This is a genomic window from Chthoniobacterales bacterium (genome assembly GCA_035274845.1).
GTDB lineage: Bacteria > Verrucomicrobiota > Verrucomicrobiia > Chthoniobacterales > UBA10450 > AV80.
Genome location: DATENU010000011.1, coordinates 1 through 25,688, shown reverse-complemented (window position 1 = coordinate 25,688; position 25,688 = coordinate 1). Strand labels below are relative to the sequence as shown.

The 25,688-nt window shown below is 58.5% G+C and carries 18 protein-coding genes; 6 read left to right on the top strand and 12 right to left on the bottom strand.

Going from position 1 to position 25,688, the window contains the following annotated elements; translation table 11 throughout:
* The first annotated feature begins 42 nt into the window (after positions 1 to 42).
* Positions 43 to 2,952 carry an aminomethyl-transferring glycine dehydrogenase gene (gene gcvP, locus VJU77_06715; GenBank protein HKP03045.1) on the top strand — a complete coding sequence of 970 codons (2,910 nt, stop codon included), beginning with the start codon at positions 43 to 45 and terminating at the stop codon, positions 2,950 to 2,952.
* 63 nt (positions 2,953 to 3,015) lie between these two features.
* Here gcvP and VJU77_06710 read toward each other — a convergent pair whose 3' ends face one another.
* Together VJU77_06710 and VJU77_06705 are read right to left on the bottom strand one after the other, a co-directional pair.
* Positions 3,016 to 4,539, bottom strand: coding sequence for an NAD(P)/FAD-dependent oxidoreductase (locus VJU77_06710; GenBank protein HKP03044.1), 1,524 nt, complete (start codon positions 4,537 to 4,539; stop codon positions 3,016 to 3,018).
* 6 nt (positions 4,540 to 4,545) lie between these two features.
* Complete coding sequence (locus tag VJU77_06705; GenBank protein HKP03043.1) at positions 4,546 to 5,772, bottom strand: hypothetical protein; 1,227 nt, start codon at positions 5,770 to 5,772, stop codon at positions 4,546 to 4,548.
* A 172-nt stretch (positions 5,773 to 5,944) separates the two neighbouring features.
* Between VJU77_06705 and VJU77_06700 the strand changes: the two genes are divergently transcribed.
* The gene (locus VJU77_06700) at positions 5,945 to 6,472 is read left to right on the top strand and encodes an inorganic diphosphatase (protein HKP03042.1); all 528 of its coding nucleotides are present in this window, start codon (positions 5,945 to 5,947) and stop codon (positions 6,470 to 6,472) included.
* Positions 6,473 to 6,541: 69 nt separating this feature from the next.
* Here VJU77_06700 and VJU77_06695 read toward each other — a convergent pair whose 3' ends face one another.
* Entirely contained in the window at positions 6,542 to 7,027 is a 486-nt protein-coding gene (locus tag VJU77_06695) for a hypothetical protein (GenBank protein HKP03041.1), read from the bottom strand.
* Between the two features lie 43 nt (positions 7,028 to 7,070).
* A complete protein-coding gene (locus tag VJU77_06690; GenBank protein HKP03040.1) occupies positions 7,071 to 7,292 on the bottom strand; it encodes a hypothetical protein in 222 nt (73 codons plus the stop codon).
* Here VJU77_06690 and VJU77_06685 point away from each other — a divergent pair.
* Complete coding sequence (locus VJU77_06685; GenBank protein ID HKP03039.1) at positions 7,285 to 7,485, top strand: hypothetical protein; 201 nt, start codon at positions 7,285 to 7,287, stop codon at positions 7,483 to 7,485. The two genes, VJU77_06690 and VJU77_06685, sit on opposite strands and share 8 nt — an antisense overlap.
* Before the next feature lie 50 nt (positions 7,486 to 7,535).
* On the opposite strand, the gene VJU77_06680 is transcribed toward VJU77_06685, so the two are convergent.
* The 3 genes from VJU77_06680 to VJU77_06670 all read right to left on the bottom strand — a co-directional run bounded on the left by VJU77_06680 (position 7,536) and on the right by VJU77_06670 (position 13,840).
* On the bottom strand, positions 7,536 to 10,748 hold the full coding sequence (locus tag VJU77_06680; protein HKP03038.1) for a COR domain-containing protein: 3,213 nt from the start codon (positions 10,746 to 10,748) through the stop codon (positions 7,536 to 7,538).
* Positions 10,749 to 10,934: 186 nt separating this feature from the next.
* Positions 10,935 to 12,389, bottom strand: coding sequence for a glycogen/starch synthase (locus VJU77_06675; GenBank protein ID HKP03037.1), 1,455 nt, complete (start codon positions 12,387 to 12,389; stop codon positions 10,935 to 10,937).
* An 80-nt stretch (positions 12,390 to 12,469) separates the two neighbouring features.
* Positions 12,470 to 13,840, bottom strand: coding sequence for a CCA tRNA nucleotidyltransferase (locus tag VJU77_06670; GenBank protein HKP03036.1), 1,371 nt, complete (start codon positions 13,838 to 13,840; stop codon positions 12,470 to 12,472).
* 40 nt (positions 13,841 to 13,880) lie between these two features.
* Here VJU77_06670 and cax point away from each other — a divergent pair, with 40 nt between their 5' ends.
* On the top strand, positions 13,881 to 14,987 hold the full coding sequence (gene cax, locus VJU77_06665) for a calcium/proton exchanger (GenBank protein ID HKP03035.1): 1,107 nt from the start codon (positions 13,881 to 13,883) through the stop codon (positions 14,985 to 14,987).
* Between the two features lie 69 nt (positions 14,988 to 15,056).
* Here cax and VJU77_06660 read toward each other — a convergent pair whose 3' ends face one another.
* Together VJU77_06660 and VJU77_06655 are read right to left on the bottom strand one after the other, a co-directional pair.
* Complete coding sequence (locus VJU77_06660; protein ID HKP03034.1) at positions 15,057 to 15,482, bottom strand: hypothetical protein; 426 nt, start codon at positions 15,480 to 15,482, stop codon at positions 15,057 to 15,059.
* Between the two features lie 136 nt (positions 15,483 to 15,618).
* Positions 15,619 to 18,060: a TIR domain-containing protein gene (locus VJU77_06655; GenBank protein ID HKP03033.1), complete on the bottom strand. Its 2,442-nt coding sequence runs from the start codon at positions 18,058 to 18,060 to the stop codon at positions 15,619 to 15,621.
* A 117-nt stretch (positions 18,061 to 18,177) separates the two neighbouring features.
* On the opposite strand from VJU77_06655, the gene VJU77_06650 reads away from it, so the two are divergent.
* Positions 18,178 to 18,327 (top strand): hypothetical protein, encoded by a 150-nt coding sequence (locus VJU77_06650; GenBank protein ID HKP03032.1) that lies wholly within the window; start codon positions 18,178 to 18,180, stop codon positions 18,325 to 18,327.
* A 67-nt stretch (positions 18,328 to 18,394) separates the two neighbouring features.
* On the opposite strand, the gene VJU77_06645 is transcribed toward VJU77_06650, so the two are convergent.
* Genes VJU77_06645 through ileS form a run of 3 tightly spaced genes read right to left on the bottom strand, consistent with a single transcriptional unit; the run spans position 18,395 to position 23,641 of the window.
* Positions 18,395 to 20,461: an alkaline phosphatase D family protein gene (locus VJU77_06645; GenBank protein HKP03031.1), complete on the bottom strand. Its 2,067-nt coding sequence runs from the start codon at positions 20,459 to 20,461 to the stop codon at positions 18,395 to 18,397.
* A gap of 7 nt (positions 20,462 to 20,468) precedes the next feature.
* Positions 20,469 to 20,933 carry a signal peptidase II gene (lspA, locus tag VJU77_06640; protein ID HKP03030.1) on the bottom strand — a complete coding sequence of 155 codons (465 nt, stop codon included), beginning with the start codon at positions 20,931 to 20,933 and terminating at the stop codon, positions 20,469 to 20,471.
* Between the two features lie 5 nt (positions 20,934 to 20,938).
* On the bottom strand, positions 20,939 to 23,641 hold the full coding sequence (ileS, locus tag VJU77_06635; protein HKP03029.1) for an isoleucine--tRNA ligase: 2,703 nt from the start codon (positions 23,639 to 23,641) through the stop codon (positions 20,939 to 20,941).
* Between the two features lie 238 nt (positions 23,642 to 23,879).
* Here ileS and VJU77_06630 point away from each other — a divergent pair.
* On the top strand, positions 23,880 to 25,688 hold a 1,809-nt coding region (locus tag VJU77_06630), incomplete at its 3' end, for an aryl-sulfate sulfotransferase (protein HKP03028.1).

Below are 25,688 nucleotides of genomic sequence, written 5' to 3'. Positions count from 1 at the left end.
GCGTTTCGCTTGAACCGGTAATCGCACTCCGTAGGATTTGGGATGCCCACTGCCGAAACGGAAATTCCTGCAACACGAGCTGAATCCGGCTCTCCTTCGCGACCGCCCCGCGAGAAAGATCGTGTCGATTCCTTCGCCCGCCGGCATATCGGACCAAATCAAGAGGCGCGCGCCGCCATGCTGGCCGACCTCGGCTTCGAAAATCTCGATGAACTGATCGACGCCACGGTTCCGAAGAACATCCGGCTAGATGGCGCGTTGAATTTGTCGGAGGCAAAATCGGAAACCGAAGCCTTGGGAGAATTGCGGAACCTCGCCCGGAACAATGTCGTCGCGCGTTCCTTTATTGGCGCCGGCTACTCGGACACGATCACCCCGCCCGTTATCCAGCGAAACATTCTGGAAAACCCGGGTTGGTATACCGCTTACACGCCTTACCAGGCCGAGATCGCCCAGGGCCGGCTCGAAGCGCTACTGAACTTCCAGACGATGATCACCGACCTGACAGCGCTGGATATTGCGAACGCGTCGCTGCTGGATGAAGGCACCGCCGCCGCCGAAGCGATGACGCTATGCCGGGCCTCGGTCGGATCGGAGCGCACGACTTTCTTCGTCGCCCACAACTGTCATCCGCAAACGATCGAGATCGTGCAGACGCGAGCTGAACCGCTCGGGATCAAGGTAATTGTCGGCGATTTCTCCAGCTTCAAATTCGACGAGACAGTTTTTGGCGCGCTGGTCCAATATCCCGCTACTGACGGCGCCATCTTTGATTATGAATCTTTCGCTAAAGCTGCGCACGACGCCGGAGCTTTGCTGGTGGTTGCCGCGGACATTCTTGCGCTCACCCTACTGAAACCGCCCGGCGAATTCGGCGCTGATGTCGCCGTGGGGAGCTCGCAACGTTTCGGAGTTCCGCTCGGCTTTGGCGGACCGCACGCCGCCTATTTCGCCACCCGCGACGCCTACAAGCGCCACATGGCCGGACGCCTCGTCGGCGTTTCGCACGATCCGAGCGGCCGTCCCGGTTACCGCCTTTCCATGCAAACCCGCGAGCAACACATTCGCCGCGACAAAGCGACCAGTAACATTTGCACTGCGCAGGTTCTCCTCGCCGTCATCGCATCGATGTATGCCGTCTATCACGGCCCGCGCGGATTGCGGGCCATAGCCGAGCGCGTCCATGACCTGACGAATCAACTCGCGGAATCATTGCGGACCGCCGGCCTCAAGGTCACCCATGAAGATTTCTTCGACACGCTTCGAATCGAGCTAGACAGGCCCGATGCGATTTTCGCTCGCGCCGCCAAGGCCGGAATGAATCTTCGATTGCTGGGCGCCAACGCGATCAGTATTTCTTTGGACGAAACAACAACGGAACAAGATCTCAGCGCCCTCTGCAATTTGTTTGGCGCGAACTTGAACTCATCTTCCAATCGAAAATCGAAAATCGAAAATCGAAAATCCCCTTACCTCACCCATCCCGTTTTCAACACGCACCACACGGAGACGGAGATGCTGCGCTATCTGCGTCGCCTCGAATCGCGCGACCTGTCGTTGACGACTTCCATGATCCCGCTCGGATCGTGCACGATGAAGTTGAACGCGACGGCCGAAATGTTCCCGATTTCCTGGCCGGAGCTCGCGAAGCTCCATCCCTTCGCGCCGGAAGACCAAACTGCCGGTTATCGCGAGATGTGCGACCAGCTCGCCGAATGGCTGGTCGAAATTACTGGCTTCGCTGCAGTCGCGCTCCAACCCAATGCCGGCTCGCAAGGTGAATACGCCGGCTTGCTCGCGATCCGCGCCTATCACGCCTCTCGCGACCAGGCCGCGCGGAATATTTGCCTCATTCCCACCTCGGCGCACGGAACGAACCCGGCCAGCGCGGTGATGGCCGGCTTCAAAGTAGTCCCCGTCGCCTGCCTGAAAGATGGCGATATCGATCTCGCCGATCTCCGCACCAAAGCCGACGCGCACAAGGACGACCTCGCCGCGCTCATGGTCACCTATCCATCAACGCACGGCGTTTTTGAGACCACGATCCGCGAGATCTGCGACATCGTGCATTCTCACGGCGGCCAGGTTTACATGGACGGCGCAAACATGAACGCGCAAGTCGGTCTTTGCCGTCCTGGCGACATCGGGGCCGACGTTTGCCATCTCAATCTCCACAAAACCTTTTGCATCCCCCACGGCGGCGGCGGCCCCGGCGTTGGCCCCATCGGCGTCGCGAGACATCTCGTCCCCTTCCTCCCCGCTCTCTCCACCATCGAAAATCGAAATTCGAAATTCGAAAATTCCTCAGTGGGTCCCGTCACCTCCGCTCCCTACGGCAGCGCCAGTATTCTCACCATCTCGTGGATGTACATCCGGATGATGGGTGGCGAAGGCCTGACTGAAGCCACCAAGATCGCGATCCTGAACGCGAACTACATCGCGAAACGTCTCGACGGTTATTACCCCGTCCTTTTCAAAGGCAAACGCGGTCTCGTCGCCCACGAGTGCATCGTTGATTTGCGCCAATGGAAAACCGGCGGCGTGGAAGTGGAAGACGTCGCCAAACGCCTGATGGATTACGGGTTCCACGCGCCGACGGTTTCGTTCCCAGTCGCCGGCACGCTCATGATCGAGCCGACGGAGAGCGAGTCGAAACCGGAGCTGGACCGGTTTTGTGACGCGATGATTTCAATCCACGCCGAGATCGACGCGGTCGTGACTGGCAAGGTCGACAAGAAAGACAACGTTCTTAAGAACGCGCCCCACACGGCGCAGCAGGTCGTGTCGGACAAATGGGAACACCCGTATTCCCGTGAACAAGCAGCCTACCCGGCGCCGTGGACCCGCGAGTACAAGTTCTGGCCCGCGATTGGGCGGATCGATAGCGTTTACGGCGATCGGAACCTGTTTTGCACCTGCCCGCCGATTGAGGCGTTCGACGCGTTGTCGTAAATCCTGAACGAGCCTCCCTAAACATCTCGGCGGCCAGAGACCGCCGCTACAGGAGACGCGAAACTATGTCTGCTCGGACGCGAGTTCGGGCGTAGCGCTGACGCGGCTCGGCACATCGCGCAAGGCGGTGCCGTTGGATTCCTCCGCCGCGGCTTGACCGGCTTCGTGATACTCGGCGTCGCTGTTCACATCCCAGAGATCGTAAAGCTTGGTGTCGGCCAGGATATTTTCCACGCACAACATCGCGGTCATCATGGCGTGGTCCTGGTTGTTGTATTTGTGCATCCCGTTGCGTCCCACCAGATGCAGGTTCGGATAACGGGATTCGAGCTCTTCGCGGATCGTCTCGACGTGCGTCGCGTAATCGTCGTCGTAAACCGGATACGCTTTCTTCTGGCGAACGACCGTGCCGTCCAGAACGTCGCCCGACTTCGCCAAACCGATCTGAAGGAGCTCGCGCTCCGCTTGCTTGATCAGGTCTTCGTCCTTCGCGTCCCAAACACCATCGTGCTCGAAACAGAAATACTCGAGGCCATAGCAGGCCTTGTCTTCGTCCGGCACCATCTCCGGCGACCAGGAACGGAAGTTCTGGATCCGGCCGACCTTCACGTTCGGGTCATGGATGTAAATCCAGTTATCGTGAAAAGCATCCCGGTTCTTCACGATCAACATCACGGTGAGGAAATCACGGTACTTCAACGAATCGGCCGCTGTCTTCGCCGCTTCCGCGACCGCCGGCTGAATGCCGCGCACCAGCTCGCGCATCGGCGCGGAAGAAATGACGTGCTCGGCTTCGAGCGTTTGCACCTCGCCCTGCGGATTCTTGAACGACACCGTCCAGTTTTCGCTGGCTGCGTCGTATTCCAGACCGACAACCTTCGAGCCCATCTCGATCTGGCCGCCCATGGCTTTGGTTTTTTCGGCGCAGGCTTCCCACATCATGCCGGGACCTTTGCGCGGGTATTTGAAGCAATTGATCAGCGTCTTGATGACTTTGCTGCTGTCCTTCGGCTGCTTTGCGGGCAGAAGGGCGTTCTTGATGGCGCTGCCTAGCGACAGGCCCTTGATTCGCTGCGCGGCCCAGTCCGCTGAGATTTCCTTGCAGCTCATTCCCCAAACCTTCTCGGTGTAGGTTTTAAAGAACGTGTTGAAGAGACGTTTGCCGAACTGATTGGTCACCCAGTCCTCGAAATTCCGCGGATCTTTCACCGGAAACATCTTGGCTTTGAAATACGAAAGGACACAAAGGGTCGAGCGGACGACACCCAGTTTGATCAGCGCTTCAAAGGCCCGAAGCGGATAGGCGAAGAATTTGCCGTTGTAAAAAATCCGGGATGACCGCGGCCGATCGAGCATGTCGTCGGGCAGAATTTCGTTCCAGAAATCGTTGACCTCTTTCGACTTCGAGAAGAAACGGTGCCCGCCGATATCGAAATGAAAACCCTTGTAGGTTGCCGTCCGGGAGATGCCGCCCACGTAAACCGGGTCGGCCTCGAGCACGGTGACCGGGACGTTGTTCTTGGAGAGAAGATACGCCGCCGTCAAACCAGCCGGTCCCGCCCCTATGATTGCTACGTTAGTTTTCATTAATTCTTAAGCGACCCAGTTGCCCCTCGTAAAATTCCATACGTACCACCCTTGGACGCTGAGCCCAGCCGCGCTGAGCAACACCATGGCCGCCATGCCGCTGGCGCGCACCCACAGTCGCGGGGCCGGTAATTGATGCAGAAAATGGATAATTGCCAGCACGATTAACGCGTGCACGCAAAATTCGTAGCGGAGCATGCTCTCCATCTCCACCGAGGCAACGCCGCTGACAGAGATGTAATAAATGACCACCGCGCAGAAATAGAAGCCGACTCTGGCCGTCCACGCCAGGTTGCGCCGGATCATTGGAACCAGCTCGCAAAGACCCACCGCGAGCAGAAGCAGCCCCCCCAGCGTCATGGTCATCTGGCTCGCCTCGGTCGGGTTCTTCAGGGCCGGAACCAGCCATCGGTAGCTGGCCGGTTTGAAGACGGCCAGGTAATCTGGAATCACCGCCCAGCCTGCCTGCTGAGTGAGCATGTAAAGATCCCACCGCCCCCACCGCACCAAACAATAGAAAAAGAAGGCTCCGGCTCCCAGCGTGGCTGCCACCATGACCACCACCGCCGGCCCATAGCGGCGGATCCAGCTTCGCGGCTCGGCCAGGCCCCGCCATCCGTTTTGGAAAACGGCCTGCACGACCGGATACGCCGCGCACGGAATCCCGACGATCCGCGTCGCCGACATCAAGAAACCATGGAGCGCGGCCAGGAACCTGGCGGCGCGACCCTCCGCGGTGCTCCAATACATGAAGCCAAAAAGCCCCATCATGAAAACCGATTCCGAATATCCAGCGACGAGAAAGAAAGCCGTCGGATGAGCGATGACCGCCAGCGCCCCAAAGAACTGGAGCAGCGGCGAAATATTCCACCGTTCGCAAAAGAGAAAGAAGTAACTCCAGAAACCCCAGGCAGCGGTTTGGGCAGTAATGAGGAGGGCGTTGTAGATGCTCAAATTCAACCCGTAATGCAGCATCGCCGCGATGGCCGGATAGGCCGGGAAAAAGGCCACATTCGAGACTTCCATCATTTTGTGGCTGATGGGCGGAACGGTCGTGTCGTAGCCGCGGTCCACGATATTCGCGAACCAATAGCTGTCGTGTTGAATGAGGGTGTCGTAGCGGAAGGAGAGCGGCCCTGGCGGAGCGATGAGCGCGACGGCCACAAAGATCTGGACGAGCGTCACAAACAAGGCCAGGCCGAGGGGTTTAAATGCGCTGGACTTGGAGTTCATCACGGCTGGCCTCGGAAGGGCCGAGGAGACACCAAAGGCCGCGGGATGGCAAGGTTTCGTCCCGGGTGCGACCACAGGGGAGAATCGTGCTGGTGCCGGAGGCTGGACGCAGGTTTCCATTTTCAGAGCAAACTTGGACGGGGCGCTCCTGCGTTTATTCGTTATGGCCGCAATGCATCCGATTTCGAAACTGCCGCCGACCGACCGTGAGTCAGGCGATCTCAACATCATCATCGACACCCCCAAGGGAAGCCGGAACAAATTCGCCTGGGACGAGAAACGCCTGCTCTTCGAATTGAGCGGTGTCCTGCCGGCAGGCGCCGTTTTTCCCTATGACTTCGGGTTTATTCCGAATACCCGGGGCGGCGATGGTGATCCCTTGGACGTGCTTGTCCTCATGGACGAGCCGGCGTTCAGCGGATGTCTGGTCCGGTCGCGGTTGCTCGGCGTCATCGAGGCCGAGCAAACCGAGAAGGGCGAAACCGAGCGGAACGATCGTCTGATCGCCGTCGCCTCCAAATCGCGCACCCACGGCGATCTGAAAACGCTCACCGACCTCAGCCCGAAGCTGCTCGACGAGATCGAGCATTTCTTCATCTCCTATAACGAAGTGAAGGGGAAAAAGTTCAAGCCGCTCGGCCGCTACGGGCCGGAGCGGGCGCGGCGGCTGGTCCTGCGTGGACGCAGGAAGAAAAGGTGAATAGTGATCGGTGATTAGTGAATGGAATACTATTCACCAGTCACCTATCACCATTCACGAGCCCGAACGCTAGTGCCCGCCCGTCACCGTATAGCCTTCGTTCCGCAAATCCTCCGCCAGTTCCAGCTCCATCTGGAGCGCCGCTTCGTACGGCATCGGGTTCAGGTGCTCGTACAATTCGGGCAATAACTGGACGCCATATTTCTCAACGACCCACGCGGCTTTGTAACCGTGCTTGTGATTCTCGAACCGGTGCTCCGGCGGCAGCCCGCTCATTCCGACATAAACGCACGGTTTCGCCGGATCGCGCTTCGGGTTCATCCGGAGGACCGTCGGATGTTTTGCGACCTTCGGATCAAGCAGGATCACATAGACGTTGTGATGGAATTTCTCCGATGCCGATTCAGTCGCATCTTCCCGTCGGTATCGCAGCCGCGCCATCCGCGACACGATACCGCAGGTCCGCGCGACATTCATCAATTGCCCTGGTTTCAACTCGCGCTTCTTCGCCGCGGGAAATAGTCTGTCGGCGATTACGACTCCAACCTCAATCAAAGGCGTGTTGCTTGTTGATGGGCAAGTTGTGCTGGTTCACAACTCACGGGACGAGTGGGAGCTGCCTGGCGGGCGGGCCGAGCCGGGAGAAGACCACGCTCGCACCCTGGTCCGCGAATTTGCCGAGGAACTGGCGATCAATGTCCGGGCGGACGCCCAGATCGACTCTTACCTTTTCGAGGTTATTCCCGGCCGGCATGTGTTCATCGTCACCTATGGCTGCGCTCTCGTTGGCGAGTTTCGCCCCGCCATTAGCGATGAACACACGGAAGACACTTCTGTTCGGACACGATGGGGTGCATGCCGGTTACGAAGCGTCGATGAAAGCTTATGCGCACCTCGGCAAAGGCGCGGTGATCATGCTTAACAAAAACCATCCCGCGTCCACCAAGGCTGCGATTTTCGGCGTCATCGCGAAAAAATATGACTGGCCGGATTATCCAATCGCGGGGAAATAGAGCAGAAAATTATTCGGAGCCGCGCCACCGGCATTCGCGTGCTGTGAATGCTAATATTCTCCTTCAAATGAAGGGTGGACCCAGAGGAACTCCTGCCGCTTATTCTGCACTCGCACCAGGCCACCAAAAGTCGGGTCTTTTTCCTTTAGCAACGCGTGTAACTGCCGCAGAACGCCACCCTCCGCCCGAATCGCTGTCGCGGTCTGAAACTCGACGCCGTCATCCTTCGTCAGCCACTCGCCGACCTCTCCTCCCCCTTTGAGAAGCGATTCCGCGGTCGCTTTTCCCAGCGCAAGCTGCGCTTCGATCCCCTTATAACTAGCTTCCGGTAGCGCTACCTTTGCCGTTGCGGCGACGACTGGTAGGAGCAGCCCGAGGGTGCTCGATAACACCTTCAAGAAAGGCGCAGCCTTTACCAGCCACTCACGGGGAAAGTCAATGGTGTAAACCCCCGCGTCCGCACCGTCCGAATAAAACCACAGCGGGCGGCGAGAGTGTTCGCACCACAGCGTCAACCGAAACTTAGCACTCATCCATTTCGGCCGATCGAAAAACCCTGGCTCCACCGGCTCGAAGCTGAATAGCCGCGGGCCCTCTTTCGCCTCGTCCAGCAGCGGGTGCATAAGGCCTGAGTAAGCCGATTCAACCTTGCTCACGATCTCCTTGCTACTCGCGTCGAGATCGTCAAAACGCCCGATGATTTGCGCCTGCTGTGCGCCTAATTGACGCCGAACGCCTTGAAGCATTCCCATCATTTCGGTGAAGTTCACCAGCAGCTCATCGAGTGGATTGGGGCGAGCCGCCGGAGCATTGTTAAGCAGTTGTTCGATGCTCTGCCATTCGTTGCAAACCGGACATGGCTGCTCGGGCCGGCCTCTCTTCTTATTTTCCAACAACTTCCCTACTTCAAACAACCCCTTGCACGCATCTCCGTTCGGTAACGGAACCAGACAGGGCACCGTCACGTCGCAGCGCAGACCAGTCCAGAAGCTCTCAACCAGCCACTTCACTTCATATGTGAGCGCGGAGAGAAACCGCGACGGATAGGGCGAGCGGACAGTAATGCGCACGTCGTTGCCGATGTTCTCCAGAAAAGCACGTGCTCCCGTGTCGTCTTCCACCAACAGGCCGCGCTGCCAGTGGACGCTTTCTTTGAAGTTCGCGCGGCCCAGCGAGAATTTGTGGAGGCGCACGATGAGCTGGTAAAAGAGTCCCTCCGCAGTCGCGGATTGATTGTTCGCGGTCTCCACGATTCGGCAGATTTGCAATTGCTGCTCGTCTCCTCGCGCGAGCGTTTCAGGCCAAACACGCGTGACGTCCGTTTCCGGACGAACATCGGGCACCAATTGCGCGACAAGGCTCGTGCCCTCGCCCTCGATCCGACCACCTTCGGCAATGCGGTAGGACAGATCGAAGCGCTCCATCAATCGCAGAAAAACCGGATGCAACTGCGCTGGGTAGCGAAACTCAGGCGCCCTAGTTCGATGATTCCACAATTGCCCGAGCCGCCGAAATGACACGAGTCCGTGGTTTGCACGAGTATTTTCATCATCCAACACAAAGCTCATGGCAGTAGCCAGCCAGTCCGGCTTGAGCACCACCATTTCGCGCAGCATTAGATCATGCTCGTAATGGATAAGGTCTCCCACGCGACGGCAGATGCGGATCAGTAGGCCGGCATCCTCTTCGTCCAACTTGTGTTCCTTGCAGATGACGAAAACGTGATCGAGCGGCAGATACGCCTCCTTTCTCTTGCGCAAGGCCTCTCGCGCTTCCTGCCAGTGTTTCGGAACACTGCGCCCGACTTCCGGCAGCGACACCGCCACCTTTGTGATGGCGTCCTTCAAGGCCTTGATGCCCTTGCACTCTCCCGTGCGACGACGCGTCTTTGGATCTTCGTTCGGTGGCTGACTGTCCACGTGGAAGAAATCGGCGACCGTGTCTTTGCCAAAGAGGTCCCAGATTTCCTGTCGGTCGATGTCGGGCTGGCGCTCCTTGGGGCCGCCGTGCGTGGCCACGACAAGTATTTTGGCATCTGGCTCGCGGTGTTTCACCAGCTTGATCCACTCCTTGACCGCCCCTGCTTGCGAACCTTCGCGCGGCTTCCAAACTACCAGATAGACTGCTGGCGCGCTGAAGAACAACTGGTGCGTGGGCCGATAGACCCGCTGTCCGCCGAAATCCCAGCCGTTGAGTGTGATCTCCGTGCCGGTGGCGGGATCGGTCACCTTCACTGGCTTGATCTCGATGCCGTGTGTGCTGTCCCGCTTCTCCACCCATTCGTCGCCGCGCAACGCTCCGAGCAACGCGCTCTTCCCCACCTCCCCCTCGCCAATCAGGATCAGCTTGGCCTCGTTCAACACCACCTGCGCTTCCGCCTTCGCACGCAGGTAGCGCATGACCGCCACGATGCCCTCCGTGTGGGCGGCGGCAAGCTCGGGGTTCAGTGGATTTTTGTCGAGACTAAGCTCTTTCAGCGAGTCCAGCTTGGCAATCGAACTAGGCAGGTCCGCCAGATGATTTTCTTCAAGGCTTAGCTCGTCTAGCTCCGCAAGGTCACCAATCCACTCAGGGATTTCCGAGAACCGACATCGAAGCGCGATCAAGGTGCGCAGCCCTTTGATTTTCCTAATCGCCGCAGGAAAGGAGCCAAACAAATTGCCACCTCTCCCAGAACCAATGCGAAGCCAGCGTAAGTGGGGCAAGTCGCCCAGCTCGTCTGGAAGGTAAACCAACTCATTTGCATCGGCGCTGAACCATTCGATCTTGGAAAGTTCAGAGATCCATGAGGGGATTTCGGGAATTGAATTTTCCGATACGTCCAGGTTGATCAACGATGTCGTCGTGCGCAGCCAGATGGGAAACGAAGAGAGCCCAATGTTGGTTAAATCCAGCGACTGCAACTGCGTGAGCTGGCCCAGCCATATTGGCAGCGTCGCCAGTTGGTTGCCGGAGAGGTTCAGCGACTGCAACTGCGTGAGCTGGCCCAGCCATATTGGCAGCGTCGCCAGCTGGTTGCCGGAGAGGTTCAGCGACTGCAACCGTGCGAGCTGGCCCAGCGAGTCCGGCACCACCGTGAGTTGGTTACCGGAGAGATCCAGCGATTGCAACTGCGTGAGCTGCCCGAGCAACTCCGGCACATCGGTCAGTTTCGCGGATTCGTCTCGGCCATACTTCCAACCGAGATCGAGTACCTTCGCCCCCGACCGCCGCGCTTCTTCGATCTTCTTCTCCGCTTCTCGATATGCTGCGTTTTTAGCCATAGAACTTCGGTGAACGGTCTTGTCGCAACAGCATCAATGCCAGATTAGCCCCGTCTGGGAAAGGAGTAACAAGGGCGTTCTTGCGCTAAACGGCAGCGTTTAAGCGCTGCGAAAGTCGGTCCCGTTTAGGCGATTCACGCGTCGGCACCGGCAGGCACGAAGGTTGGAGCGGACGAGAACACGCCGTTAAGCAGCAACTATCTTTGCTGTCGCGCCTCTCAACTCTGCGTAAATGCTTTCATAACGCGCCGCTGCTTCGCTCCACGAAAAATCGCGGGCCATGGCGCGCTCCATCAGAGTCCTCCACGTCGGCTGATCGTGGAAGATTTCTCGGGCGCGTTTGATGGAATCCCAGAAGGCGTCGGGCGTTTTTTCGTAGCAGAGGAAACCGAAGCCGGCATCCATGCTCGGATCGTAATCCTCGATGATCTCCTGGATGCCACCGGTCGCGCGGGCGACGGGGAGAGCACCGTACTTGAGGCTGTACATCGCGCTCAAGCCGCTCGGCTCGATCTTCGACGGGATCAGGGTGATGTCGGCGCCGGCTTCGATCAGGTGCGCCAGCGACTCGTCGTAATGACTGCGGTAGGCAAACTTCGTCGGGTACTTGCGGGCGGCGATGGCGAGCGCGGTTTCGTACCCGGCGTCGCCTTCCCCGAGAATGATCAGGCGCACGTCGTCCGAAAGGAGGCGATCCAAAAGCGGCATGAAGAGATCGAATCCCTTTTCGGGAACAAGTCGCGTTACCATTCCGAAGACGGGACCTGAAGGCGCCGCGGCAAGACCGAGTCCGTCGAGAAGCAAGTCGCGGCAGACAGTCTTGCCATGCAGATTCCCCGGACCGAATTGACGCGGCAGGAGGTAATCAGTCTCGGGATTCCAGCGCTGGTAATCTGCGCCATTCAAAATGCCCACCAGGCGATGAGCGTGCTCGCGCAACACGATATCGAGGTCGCAGCCGCCTTCGGGGCTCAGGATCTCGCGCCGGTATCGCTCGCTTACCGTGGTGATCTTGTCGGCGGCAACAATTCCGCCCTTGAGCAGATTGAGCCGGCCGAAATACTCGACGCCTGCCGGCTTGAAATATTTCTCGGGCAAATTAGTCAGCTCAAAATCGAGGCCCCAGAAACTCCCCTGCTCCGCCAGGTGGTGAATGGTCAGCACGGTGGCAAACGGAAGCCGCTGCTCGGAAACCAGGACGGGAACAAGGGCGGCGGCCCAATCATGGACGTGCAGGATCTGGGGCGTCGGGGTCATCCGCCGGGCCAATTCCAATGCCGCCTTGCAAAAGAAGATGAACCGGGCCGCGTTATCCTCGTAAGCCACGCCGTGTTCCCCATAGATTCCCGCGCGACCGAAAAATTCGTCGCAGCGCACAAAGAAAGTCTGGACGCCACCCGCGGTGCGGCCTTCGACGAACTCCGCGACATACGTCTTGGCGCCGACGCGGACGTCCACGGTGATGCCCGTGTCCCGCAAATCGATGGCGGGGTTTTCGCTGATCTCGCGATAGTACGGCATCGCGATCCCGACCTCGTGTTTGCGGGCCCGAAGTTCTCGCGGCAACGCTTCCAGCACGTCTACGAGGGCCGTAGCGCGAGCGAGCGGAGGACCTTCTGCGCTGATCATCAGGATTCGCATGGGATTGAAGACAGAACGTTCAACGTCCAACGCTCAACGTCCAACGTCCAATTGCAGAAAAAAAGCAGCTGGGGCGTCTCTTAGTTCGACGTTGGACGTTGGACGTTGGACGTTGGAGGTTCCCCCTCTTCACTCAGCAAGAATTCCGCCTTCACCCACGCCAGCGCTTCCTCGCGGTCTTTGAGGGCTCCTTCCAATTGCCGCGTCTCAACCGCCTCGAGAATTTCCCCGAACTTCGGCCCTGGCTTCATTCCCATCGCGATCAAATCATCTCCGCGCACGAGCGGCGGCGGAATGATGGGCTCGTTCGCGAACTCCTCCTTTTTTTGCCGCAGGAAATCATAGTTATCCATCATCCCGTGGCTGCTCGCACAATCGACCCGGTGAAGTTCCAATTCGTCGTCGAAGGTCGGCCGCGCCATGAAGCGCTTCAGTTTCGCGACCCGCATATTCGGCACGTCCTTGAACACCATGTGTTGCCGAACCGCCTCCACCGTCGCCTCAATTTCAGCGCGCGAAAATCGAAGCCGCTCCATGATCGCCTCGGTCATTTCGGCGCCCACGCGGTCATGCCCGTTGAAACGGATACGCCCTTCTTCGTCCACCGCTGAAGTCGGCGGCTTGCCGATGTCGTGGAAGAGAACGCTGAGAACGAGCGGAAGGGAAACGTCCTCAGGCAGCAACTCCAGCATGATCCGGGTGTGCTGGAAGACATCGCCTTCAGGATGGAATTGGGGCGGTTGTTGGCAGCCTTTCATCGCCTCGAGTTCCGGAAGAAGCGCGCGCATCAATCCGCTCGCGTCGAGCAAATCCCACCCGCGAACGCGATTCGGCGAAAGAAAGATTCGAACCAGCTCTTCCCGGATTCGTTCGGCGCTGATCTCATTGATCGAGGCGGCATGGGCGATGACCGCATCCCAGGTCGCGGGTTCGATCTCGAATCCAAGAACGGTAGAAAACCGGACCGCGCGCAGGATCCGCAGCCGGTCTTCGGCGAAACGCTGGGCGGGATCGCCGATGGCGCGAATCATTCCAGCCTTCAGATCCGCGCGACCGCCGACGAAATCGATGATCTCCTCCTTTTCCGGATCGAAGAACATTCCGTTGATAGTGAAATCGCGCCGGGCCGCGTCTTCCTTCGCGGTGGCGAAATGCACTTCGATTGGTCGCCGGCCATCGAGATAAACTCCATCCGAACGAAAGGTCGCGACCTCGAACTGAAAACCCTTCTCCAGCACGACAATGACGCCAAAATGCGCGCCCACCGCGTAGGTTCGCGGGAAAAGCTTTTGCACAGCTTCCGGCCGCGCATCCGTGGCGATGTCGATGTCTTTCGGCGGCGTCCCGCTCAAGAGGTCGCGGACGCAGCCGCCGGCGTAGTACGCGTCGTGCCCCGCCGCGCGCAATTTGCGCACGATCTCGCGAGCAGTGTCTTCCATCGCTGATTTCATGGTAGAACCGAACGCCATCTTAGCCGATAAAGTCCAACAGATGAAATCCTGGATGAACTGGCTGCTCGTTTTGGTTCCGGTCGCGATCGCCCTGCGTTTCTGGCCCGCGATAGCCAATCCGACCGCGCTCTTCATTTGCTCGGCCCTCGCCATTATTCCAGTGGCCGGTTGGATCGGGCGCGCCACTGAGGCGCTCGCGTCGCGGATGGGCGAAGGCCTCGGTGGATTACTCAACGCCACTTTTGGGAATGCGGCCGAATTGATCATCGCCGGGATCGCGCTGTCGAAGGGCCTGACGAACGTGGTGAAGGCTTCGATCACCGGCTCGATCATTGGGAACATTCTCCTCGTCCTCGGTTTGTCGATTCTCCTCGGAGGGGTCAAACACAAGGAACAGCGTTTTAACAAGACGGGCGCCCGCACCGTGGTCATTTCGCTCTCCCTCGCCGCGATTGCCCTGATCATTCCGACCGTCTTTCACATGGCCGCCGCCGCCAGTCCCGAAGGGTGGAGCCCGGTGGTCGAGCGCCAGCTTTCGTTAAGCATCGCCATCGTTCTTTTCCTGACCTACCTCTGCATGCTCTGGTTCGCCCTGGGCACGCACAAACATTTCTTCGTCGGGAGCGAAGGGGAGCTGGATAAACACGTCGAGCACTGGAGCTCCGCAAAAGCGGCGGTAATCCTCGTGATCGCGACCGCGGTAGTTTCAGTCCTCTCGGAATTTCTTGTCGGCACGATCGAAAGTGTCCGCGCTTCCTTCGGCGTGACGGAAGTTTTTGTCGGCGTGATCGTGGTGGCGATTGTCGGTAACGCCGCGGAGCACTCGACCGCCATCGTCATGGCCATGAAAAACAAAATGGATCTCAGTGTCGGCATCGCCATTGGTTCGAGCCTGCAGATCGCGCTTTTCGTCGCCCCGCTCCTGGTTTTTCTCTCCTACTTTTTCGGCCGCCCGATGGACCTCGAGTTTACCCTGCCGGAAATTTTCGCCGTGGTTGCGTCCGTCTACATTATTTTCCAGATCAGCGGCGACGGCGAAACGAACTGGATCGAGGGAGTGCAGCTGCTCTCGGTTTACCTGATCGTCGGCATTCTGTTCTTCTATCTCCCGGAGCCGCATGTCGGCTCCGAGGTCCCTGTGCATTAGTCGCGCGCGATCCGCTACTTCCTGCCCGGAGACGGAGCTTTCTTACGGGTCCGCGACCGCTGGTTTCATTCAAATCGACAGTCCAGCGTCCCCTTCAAGAACCGATGTCTTAAGCTGCGGGCGCTCTCCGCTTTTCCACAGTGCCACAGTGTGTAATACCCGATACCTGATTGGCCCGCCGTCTGGTTTTTCGCTACGGGTAATGGGGCGCGGGACGCAGACAAACTCGGTGCGCATCACATCGGCCGACAGTTGGACCTTCGCATAACCGTGTCCTCCCAGGTCGACGAACTCGAGGTGCGGAGCTAGGTCCGGGTTGGAGAGTGACCGGGCTCGCTCCAGATCGAAGCTCTTCGCGTATTCCAAGCACGAACGGACGCCGTGCCTCAGCAGCATGTTGAAGGTCCATTCCGGCTTCTCCGCTCCCGCCTTGTCCGCGAGAAAGAGCGATCGGAGCGGATTGTCTTTCTTAAGATTGTGCTCATTAGCTTCCATGGGGCCGGGGCTGGTGAGAGACGCACCGACGAAACTCAGGCCGACGGGCTCGAACTTACAGAAAAGCGAAAAGGGATCAGAGCTAAGTAGTGACAGTTTGTGACGAAAGTAAGCCCTGATCCCCCGTGATCCTTTCTTAAGCGAAAGCCTCAGATCTTATAGCTTTGGCTTGGCTCAATTGGGCCATCAGCTCCAGCAGGCTTTGATCTCGCTCGCGAGTCGCGATTTCGTGCAGGAGTTGCCATGGCTCGGCGAGGCGTGGTTCGTTGGCGCAGTGCGCCAAAGTCTCAGTTAATCCTGACTTTACATCCTGGTACAAGCAGCGGGCGGCAAAAAAACTCTCAAACGAGTCGTGAAAAAAACGGATGCGACTTCCTTTTCGCTGATACAGTCCCGCACCGCCCAGTTTGCGTATTAGGTCGATCGGAAGTTGCCGAATATTATAGCTTTCCAATTTGGCTTTGATGTTTTCCAACAAGGAAACGCCTTTTTCGATCTCGAAACCCCGAACACCGTGTGATGCAAGGAATGTGCTTCGAACCAAATGTTCTACCAAGTAAGTGAAACCGCTGATGTCCGCGTTTCCGACTACGCGATCATCTAGCAACTCATGAAAATATTCTTCAAATAGCTCGATCCGTTCTGTGGGGATCTTGGAATGTTGCCCGTAAATGCGAGCGACCATGCGTAACATCAGCGGCGTCCAGGGAACTTCCATCGAAGTATCTTGGAGGCGATCCTCCAATAGTTTGGCGGCATCGGTGCCCGCAGGCAGGTACTGCTTCAGGAATGTTTCGAGTGACTCAGCATTCACATCCTTCAAATAGAATCGAGTTCTTCCGAGAGCCTCCTGCAGCGAAGCCGGGAGCTCATTTCGGGAAGTAAATAAAAAGCGACTCGCCGCATTTTGCCTGATTAGGTTAGCCACCTCCGTCTGCGACTGAGTCGCTACATAAAACTCTCGCACTTCCGACCAACCATCGAACGTGACAAAGAGGTGACCAGCCTTCAGGAGTGATTTCACGACTTCCCGGTTAATGGTGACCTTGCGCTGCTGGAGACTGGTCGTAATGGAACCGAGAAGATCTCCATCGTACTCCAACCCATCGACCACGATGGGCGTCGTCGGCTTTCCCTCAGGCTGCAATTCTCCGCGCAGTACTGCCAACGCTATCTTATACGCTAGGGTCGTTTTTCCTTTACCCCCTTCAGCTATCACGGAAGCATTTTCCAAAGTCAGAACTGCAGTCAGCGCCCGTGCAAGGGAAGCCTTATCTTCGCATTCTACGCCCTTTGTCTCGAACGGCAAATCGACATAGCGACTGGAAGCCGCCGCCATTTGTTCGTCTTTCAACAGGTTCTTTTCGTATCGAGAAAAGAGTCGGTACCGCCCAATGCGAGTCAGGTAGAATAAAGCCGCGATGTTCCGCACAATCGGGAGATCAAATCCTAGCAGGATATCGACGTAACGCGTAGACAGCGCCAGCAACGCGAGAGTGATCGCGCAGCCAGCGGAGAGAAGCGCCGCATTGGTCTTGATAAATTCAACCACCATTCCTTGCTTCGGCACCTCAGGTTTAAGCAGGGAATCGATTAGCGTCTTCTGACTCTGGAGTCGGTCTTTTTGTTCTTGGAGTAGGCGGTTCAGAGTCTCGATTTCCTGGAGTCGCTCTCTCGCTAGGCGCTGGAATACAAAATTGTCGACCTGTGAGGGCCCGATAGCAGCCAAAAGATCTGGAATGCGCAGCTGCTCGTTGTTCAACAGCGGCGACAAGGAAAGTCCTTGGCCTTCGTTGCCAGGAGACAGCCAGCTGAACGGTTGCCGAAATAACAGTTCGCTCTCCAGAGTCGTTTGGCGCGCCTGCAGAGCAGTCAGTTCCTGATTTAGTTGCTCGGCGACCGCGCGCGCTCGAAGTGCGCTCTCACGCAAAACCAGTGCATCACGTGTCCGTTGGATGCTTAGCCAAAAAAAAGCGGCCGCGAAAAGCCCCAGCACCCCGGCTGACATAATTAGCAGTTGCCTACGTTGGCGGACCCGTCGGGCGCTCCGCTGAACGATATCGTCAACCGAACGCCCGGTCACAGCGGCTGCTAATCGAGCCACGGCCTGAGCAAACTCGAAACGATCGGTAATATCGGCAGTGGCGTTCTTCGCCCACCGCAGGTCAATGTACACCGCGTTAACAGCGAACGCTCCGATTAGCGATGGTGGGAGGGCTGTAGTGGCCGGCTGGCCGTGCGTTACTCCGGATCGGTCGCCTACTATTTGTCCGTCTGTAAGAACAACCAAAATAGTTTCGGGAGAATTGCGCTTCAACCAATACTCCACTTCGACATTGACCCACTGAGACCGCGCTGCGCTCGGAGAAGCCAGAAGAATCAGGAATCGGGAGTCATCGAGGGCTTTCAGAATGGTCGGGCGTAAGTTCGCCGCAGCCGAAAGATCTGAGACATCGTGGAAAATGCGTCCACGATGCTGACCACGAGCGCTGCCGATTAGTTTCTTTAGTCTGACCGCTATGAGGCCGGCAAGATGGGAATCCGTATGGCTGTAGCAGAGGAAGGCATCAAATTCCATGGGGAATATCCTTGTGGAATAGCGATCCCACGTAGAAGAAGCAAGGCATCGTTGTTGATGCGTGCGAAGGAAAGATTGTGGCGAGCCAAACCCAGCCGTCCGGATCAATTATGTTCGATGGATTATTTCGTCTTCCACGCGGAAAACACGAGGGCACTCTATTCCTACCAGGAACAAAAACAGGGTCAGTGTGTGAATCTCGACATGGGGCCGGCGTCTCGTGCTCCAACAAAGGTCACGGATTCGGAGTCGACCGTCTGGCCGTAATGACCGCCGGCACAAGCCACGTAAAAGCCTTCGGCTCACGTCGCTGATTCCCTTTAACGCGGCGCGGTCAAATCGATAGTCCAGCGTCGCCTTCGAGAACGGATGTCTTCAGCTGCGGGCGCTCGCCGCTCTTCCAGAGGGCGGCGGTGTGCAAGGTGCGATACCGGAGCGGCCCGCCGTCTGGTTTTTCGCTGCGGGTAATGGGGCGCGGGACGCAGACAAACTCGGTGCGCATCACATCGGCCGACAGTTGGACCTTCGCATAACCGTGTCCTCCCAGGTCGACGAACTCGAGGTGCGGAGCGAGGTCAGGATTGGAAAGCGACCGCGCACGCTTCAGGTCGAAGCTCTTTGCATATTCGAGGCAGGAACGGACACCGTGCCTCAGCAGCATGTTGAAGGTCCATTCCGGCTGGGCCCCCGCCTCCTTGTCCGCAAGAAACAGCGCGCGCAGCGGAGCATCCTTCTTAAGATTATGCTCATTAGCTTCCATAGGACCGGGACTGGTGAGTGACGCGCCAATGAAGCTCAAGCCGACCGGCTCGAACTTGCCGGGCGGAAGTTCCGCGGTCGCATATCCGGCCCAGAAGCTGTGGCGATCGCCCGAGACGATGGCGAAGCCTGTGATCTTCGCGTCGCGCACGAGATTGTAGATTTCAGCGCGCTCCAGGTAAGCGGTACCGAAATCACCCCCGCCCATGTTCGCGTAGCCGCCCTCTTTCGGCCACGCCTCCTTGGTGAGACCGAGCGGCAGGTTCTGCGGGTCGGCGCGCTCATCGAGCGCACCCATGGAGTTTGCCCAGATTTTCCACGCAGCTTTTGAGCTCTTGAGCTTGTCCTTGAACCAAGCCTTCTGCGCCGCACCAAGAATCGTTTGCGGCGGCGCGCTCCGTTGCGGGTTGGGGACATGCGCATCGTTGAACCGAACTTCCGGAGGAGGATTGCCGCCGTTGAAGGCGCGGCCGCCGTCGAGAATTTGCATCAGAGATTCAGAAGCCATTCCGATGAACTCGTCGCCGCCGAGTTTTCCAAGAGACGGATCGCTGAAGGGATCCGCGCTCCGATAGCTATGCTGGTCGGTAATGATCAGGTCCAGGTGGCGGCCGTACCGCAGCGCCCGGTAACCCTTGAGGCTGTTAATCGCCGTCAGGTTGTTCGGTTCCATTCCCAGCCCATCGCTATCGAACTTGTCGATCGGAACGTTCTTTACGGCCGGTGGATCGAAGCGCTCGAGCGAGCCGCCGGGACGATCGATACGTGCGGGGATATATTCAAACCAGGCCTGATTCGCCGCGACCTTCACGCTCTGGCCCGGCTGCTCGAACTTCCCAGCCTTGACGATGCTTTGCCAACCCTGCCAGGAGAATTCGTGGTTATCCCAGATCGCGACGAACGGCCAGCGAGCGCGCGCGTCCTGGAGATCCGGATCAGCGAGATAGCCTTTGTAGATGGCCCGGTAGCCATCAACGGTCAGCGGGATGTGGAAATTGCCGACCTTGTGGCCGTCCGGGATGCGGGTGACTTCGTAGATCGTGCGGTCATAGCGCGTCTTCACCTCGTCGGGATACTCGACCACCTCGTAGATGAAATCTCCGAGGTGCAGAACGAAATCCAGCTGCTCGGCGTCGGGAGCGCGCTCATCTTCGTAAATCATCCGGCGATAGGCGTTGAGCTTGCCCTCGTTGATGTCCTGGCAGCTGACGAATGCGAAGTTCACCGTGCGGGGATCGCTCGGCAACGGCGCGGTAATCGTGCGGCCGACTCGGCTGCCATTCCCGTCGGTGTCGGTAAAGCGATACCAGTAAGTGCGCGCCGGCTTGAGTCCGCCAATTAAGACGCGCGCGGTCCAGTCCGCGGCGCTCGAGACCGGTGCCCGCGCGTGCGCAATGACTCGGCGGAATGCCTCATCCTCGGCTACCTCGACGGTTAGGAGCTGGCGGGTGCCCTGATCGAACGGACGTCTCGTCCACAGGATGACACTGTGCGGGTCGGGGTCGCCCGAGGCGACCCCTTGAGGATAGAGATCACGCCGGTCCTGCCAGCGGACACGCGAACCGCGGGCTGGTCCGACCCATGCAAGCGAAGCACCCATTGCCGCCGCAGCTTTGAGAAAGGATCGGCGGCTAATCTTCATCGTGCGGCTACGTCTCTTTCCGTTTCCGGAAGGAATGAATGATAAAGCAAAAGACCGCAATGAAGATACATGAGTCGGCGACATTGAACGCGGGCCAGGGGTGCGCGAACGGGACATGCAGATCGAAGAGCGCGAAATCGATGACGTGACCGTGCAGAAAACGGTCGGTCAGGTTGCCCATGATCCCGGCGAGTAGCAAGGCCAGCGAAACGTCGCGCAGAATGTCGCGGGAACGGCGCCGGACAAGCAAGGCAAACACCACCGAAAACGCAACGCACGACAGCACGATAAAAAACGTGTTGTTGTTCTTGAACGATCCGAACGCCGCCCCGTCGTTGGTGATATTCACGATACTGAAGAAATCCGGAATGATGACCCGCAGGTCGTCGGGGTGGATGTTACGCAGGACGAGTCCCTTGGTGATTTGGTCGAGCGCGTAGAGCGGCAACGACAGCAAAAGGATGTATTTCATTTGGATTACGCCGTGACGACTACCTCGCAGCGATCGCACAAATCCGGATGCGCGGAGCTCTTCCCGACCGTGGGCCGGTGCCGCCAGCAGCGCGCGCATTTTTGGTGGCTGGTTTTGGAAATGGAAGCGGCCGATTCCTTGCCCGGCTGCAAAGTCAGATCGCTGAGGATAAAGAATTCCTCGAGCTCCTCTTTCGGAATCGCGCCGACGATCGCTTCGTCGCAAGTTAACGTGACCGCGGCTTCGAGGGCATTGCCGATCAGCTTCTCCTGGCGCGCGCGTTCCACCGCCTGGCCGATCAGCGCGCGCAGACTCAACAGGTCCGTGACTTGTTCCACTACCTTCGGACTTCGACGCTGCGCATCTCCTCCAGGGAACGTCTGAAGGTGGACCGAATCGGACCCGCCGAGGTATCCCCACGCTTCTTCCGCCGTGAAAACGAGGATCGGCGCCAACAACCGGCAGAGCGAGTCAAAGATATGGCGCATCGCGTTTTGGGTAGCGCGGCGCCGGGGGGAATCGGGCGCATCGCAATACATTCGATCCTTGGTAATGTCGATGTAAAGGCTGCTGAGATCGACGGCGCAGAATTGATTCAGCGTGTGGTACACCTTGTGGAATTCATAAGCGGCGTAGGCGGCGCGGCACTCCGCGATTACGTTCTCGAGCCGGTCCAGAATCCAGCGATCGACCAGCGTGAAGCTCCAAGGAGGGGCGCTTTCCAAACCGCCCTCTGGAGTCACGCTCAAAGACGGCGGTTGGGAAAGCGCCGCTCCTTGGGGAGACAAATTCCCCAGCAGAATGCGCAATGTGTTCCTGATCCGCCGATACGTGTCACCGAGCCGGGTAAACATTTCCTCCGAAAATGGCACGTCGTCCGTGTAATTGATGCTGCTGACCCAGAGCCGCACAATATCGGCGCCGTGCTTCGTCACGAAATGGCCAGCGTCCATCGGCTTCGTGTAGCTGCTCGACTTCGAAATTTTCTTGCCGTCGACATCGACCACAAAGCCGTGTGTGACGCAGGTTTTGTAGGGGGACCGATTGTGCAACGCGATGCTGGTCATGAGCGAGGACTGGAACCAGCCGCGGTGCTGATCGGTCGCCTCGAGATACATGTCGGCCGGATCGCGCAGCTCAGGGTTTGGCCGCAGGACCGCGTAATGCGAGACGCCGGAATCGATCCAGACATCGATCGTGTCGGTGCGATGCCGCGTTCCTTCCGGCAAACCGAGCTCGCGGGCCAGGGTCGCGTCATCCAGTTCGAACCAGACATTCGAGCCGCGCGTTTCGACGACGTCCGCCAGTTTCCGGATCCATTTCGGATCAAGAATGGTTTCGCCGCCGGCCGAATAGAACACCGGCAACGGCACTCCCCAGCTGCGCTGCCGGGAAATCACCCAGTCCGGCCGTGATTCCACCGTGCCGGCGATGCGGTTCTCGCCCCAGGCGGGAATCCAGTTCACTCCTTTGATGGCCGCCAGCGCGTTCGCGCGCAGGTCGTCGATCCGGATGAAGAATTGTTCGACTGCGCGAAAGATGATCGGCGTCTTCGAGCGCCAGCAATACGGATAGGAATGCTGGTAAACCTGTTCCGCGAGCAGCATCCCTTTCGAACGCAGCAAGGCCACGATGTCGGGGTTCGCGTCGAAGACATATTTGCCCGTCAGGTCAGGCAACCCAGCTTCGTCAGTGAATTTCCCATGGTCGTCGACCGGCGAAAGAATCTGCAGTCCGCGGGCCCGGCCTAACGAATAGTCTTCCTCACCATGTCCCGGCGCGATGTGCACCGCTCCGGTGCCCGAGTCCATGGTGACAAAATCGGCCGCGACCAGCGCCGCGGTGCGCGGGAGGAACGGATGCTGGGCCGTCGCCCCCTCGAGCTGGCTGCCGGGAAATGAGCTGACCGGTTCGCCCGTTGGCTCGAACCCGGTCGAGGCGCAAAATGCTTCCACAAGCGAGGCGGCGAGCACGAGCATCTCGGAAACGCCCTCCTTCCGGAATTCGCGCCTGACATAGAGCTCCTTCGGATGAACAGCGATGGCGAGGTTTGCCGGCAACGTCCATGGCGTTGTCGTCCAGATCGCGATGCTCGCCTTTCCGGCGAGGTCACCGGAGACAATCGGAAACTTCACATAAACGGCCGTGTCCTGGCGGTCCTGATATTCCACCTCCGCTTCCGCCAGCGCCGTTTGCGCGCCGCTGCTCCAGAAAACCGGCTTGAGACTCTCGTAAACGAGCCCTTTCTCCACGAAAATGGCGAAGGCTCGGAGAATTTCGGCTTCGTATTCAGGGTTCAGCGTGAGGTAAGGCCTTTCCCATTGGCCAAAAACGCCCAGCCGCTTGAATTGCCCGCGCTGGATGTCGATGAATTTGCGCGCGAACGCTTCCGATCGCTTCCGCACTTCGAGCGGCGACAACCCGCGCGACTCCTTCACCACTTTGTATTCGATGGGTAATCCGTGGCAGTCCCAGCCCGGCAGATACGGCGCGCGAAAACCAGCCATCGTTTTCGATTTCACGACCAAATCCTTGAGGATTTTGTTGAGCGCCGTGCCCATATGCACGTCGCCATTCGCAAAGGGGGGCCCGTCGTGGAGAACGAATAACTCCGCTCCCGCGCGCGCCGCCTGGATTTGCCCATAAAGTCCGGCCTCCTCCCATCGCTTGAGCATTTCCGGCTCGCGGCTGGCGAGGTTTGCCTTCATCGGGAAATCCGTTTTTGGCAGATTCAGACTATCCTTGTAATTCTGGCTCATCGCGGAGCGGCGAGGGTAACACCCGGGACTTGACTAAGCAACGGAGCGGTGGGATTGCCGGAATCCGGCCGGGCTCCGAACGGCGCCCGTTTTCGGGACACTCGCTAATTCCGTGCAAACGTTATATAATCTTCCAGCGACATCGGTCCAACGCTCGACGCCGCTCAGCACAGTCTTAGCCAGCCGCATGAAAACCTTTTTTGTCGGTTTTATCGTCGTCGTCCTCCTGGGGATTGCGCCGATTCCTGACGCCAGGGCGGATCAGGCGGGTGACACCACCATCGTCATCGTGGGGAGTGCACCGGGGGTCACGCCGTTCATTAGCCAGGTGACGCTGAACGTCAGTGACACCAGCAACCTCAAAGGCATCCAATTTACCGTCGCTCCGAAGGCTGGCTCGGTCACCCGGCCTTTGTCAGGAAACTACGCGAGGAGTTACTTGATCGAGCGCGGCTTTTTGCAGGCCGGTTCCGGGGACATTCTCTTGCCTGTCTACGGACTCTACGCCGGTTTCAGCAACATGGTTACGCTAAAGTATTATTTCAACGACGGCTCCTCGAAGGAGGCCAGCACCACGATCACCACCGCCGGCTACACTCATCCCTGCGGTTTGGACAGTCCCACGCTCCTGCAGCCCAGAACGAACGACAGGACCCTGAGCTATGACTACATGCTGGTGAAGGGAGGGTGTCCCAGCGGTGCCCAACCGGTGATCATCGATACAGACGGTGCGTTGCGTTGGATTGCCCCGACAAACTTCCCGGACAAACCTTCCATCTTTTTCGATAGCGCCATCTATCAAACCCGGCACGCCGATCTCTATCGGGTGGAGCTCGATGGCACCGTCAGCCTGCTCCACAATTACCAGGACACCGGCGCCACTGTTTTCGATCACAATATCGACTTCGGAAAGTTCGGCCTGCTTTTGGAACCGGATACCCCTGAGCAACTCGAGTCCATCTATTTCGAAGTCGACCGGGCCGGCAATGTCCTCAAACGCTGGGACCTCGCGGACATCATTGGCAAGGCGATGATTGCGGGCGGGGATGATCCCAGCGAGTTCATCTCTCCTTTTCCCCACGATTGGTTCCACAGCAACGCCGCGACTTATAACCGCGCGGACGACTCCGTGCTCTTCTCGAGCCGGGAAAGCTTTGTCATTTGCCTCGATTACAAGACCGATGAGATCAAATGGATCCTCGGTGACACGACCAAGAAGTGGTACCAGTTCCCGTCCCTGGCGAAGTATGCGCTCACCGTGCCGGCGGGCAGCCTTCCGCCCATCGGCCAGCATGCCCTCTCCATCACCTTTGATCAGAACCTTCTCCTGTTTGATAACGGGTCTGCCAGTCAGTTCCAAATGCCCCCTGGTGAGAACCGCAGTTACACAACCGTTCGCAAGTATCGACTGGACCTGGAGGCAAAGACGGCGACCGAGGTTTGGAACTACGATCGGGGACAAGTCATTTCGAGCCCGTTCTGCGGCAGCATTTACGAAGACGCGCCGCTCAACTACGTGATCGATTACGCCATGGTCGGCTTCCCTGGACCTCCGGCGCCAACGGCACAGCTGCTCGGCTTGGACGCGAGCGGCAAGCTGATCTTTGCCTACCAGTATGCGACGTTCGCTTGTAACATGGCCTATAACACGGTGCCGCTCCATTTGGAGAACACAGCCTTTCCGGCGGTGGGACCGCAGGCGCTCAACCTTTCCACCCGCGGAATGGTCGGGACCGGCGCCAACGCTCTCATCGGCGGATTTATCGTCACCGGGAACGAAGCCAAGACGGTGGTGCTGCGCGCCCTCGGGCCTTCGCTCAGCAATACCGGCCTCGCCGGCGCTCTGGCCGATCCGGTCATTACTCTGTATGACGCCTCCGGCGCCGTCATCGCGACCAACGACAATTGGGGAAGCGGCCCGCAGGCTTCGCAAATCACCGCGGAAGGTCTGGCTCCCAGCGCTCCGGCCGAATCTGCGCTCCGGGCGACTTTGGCC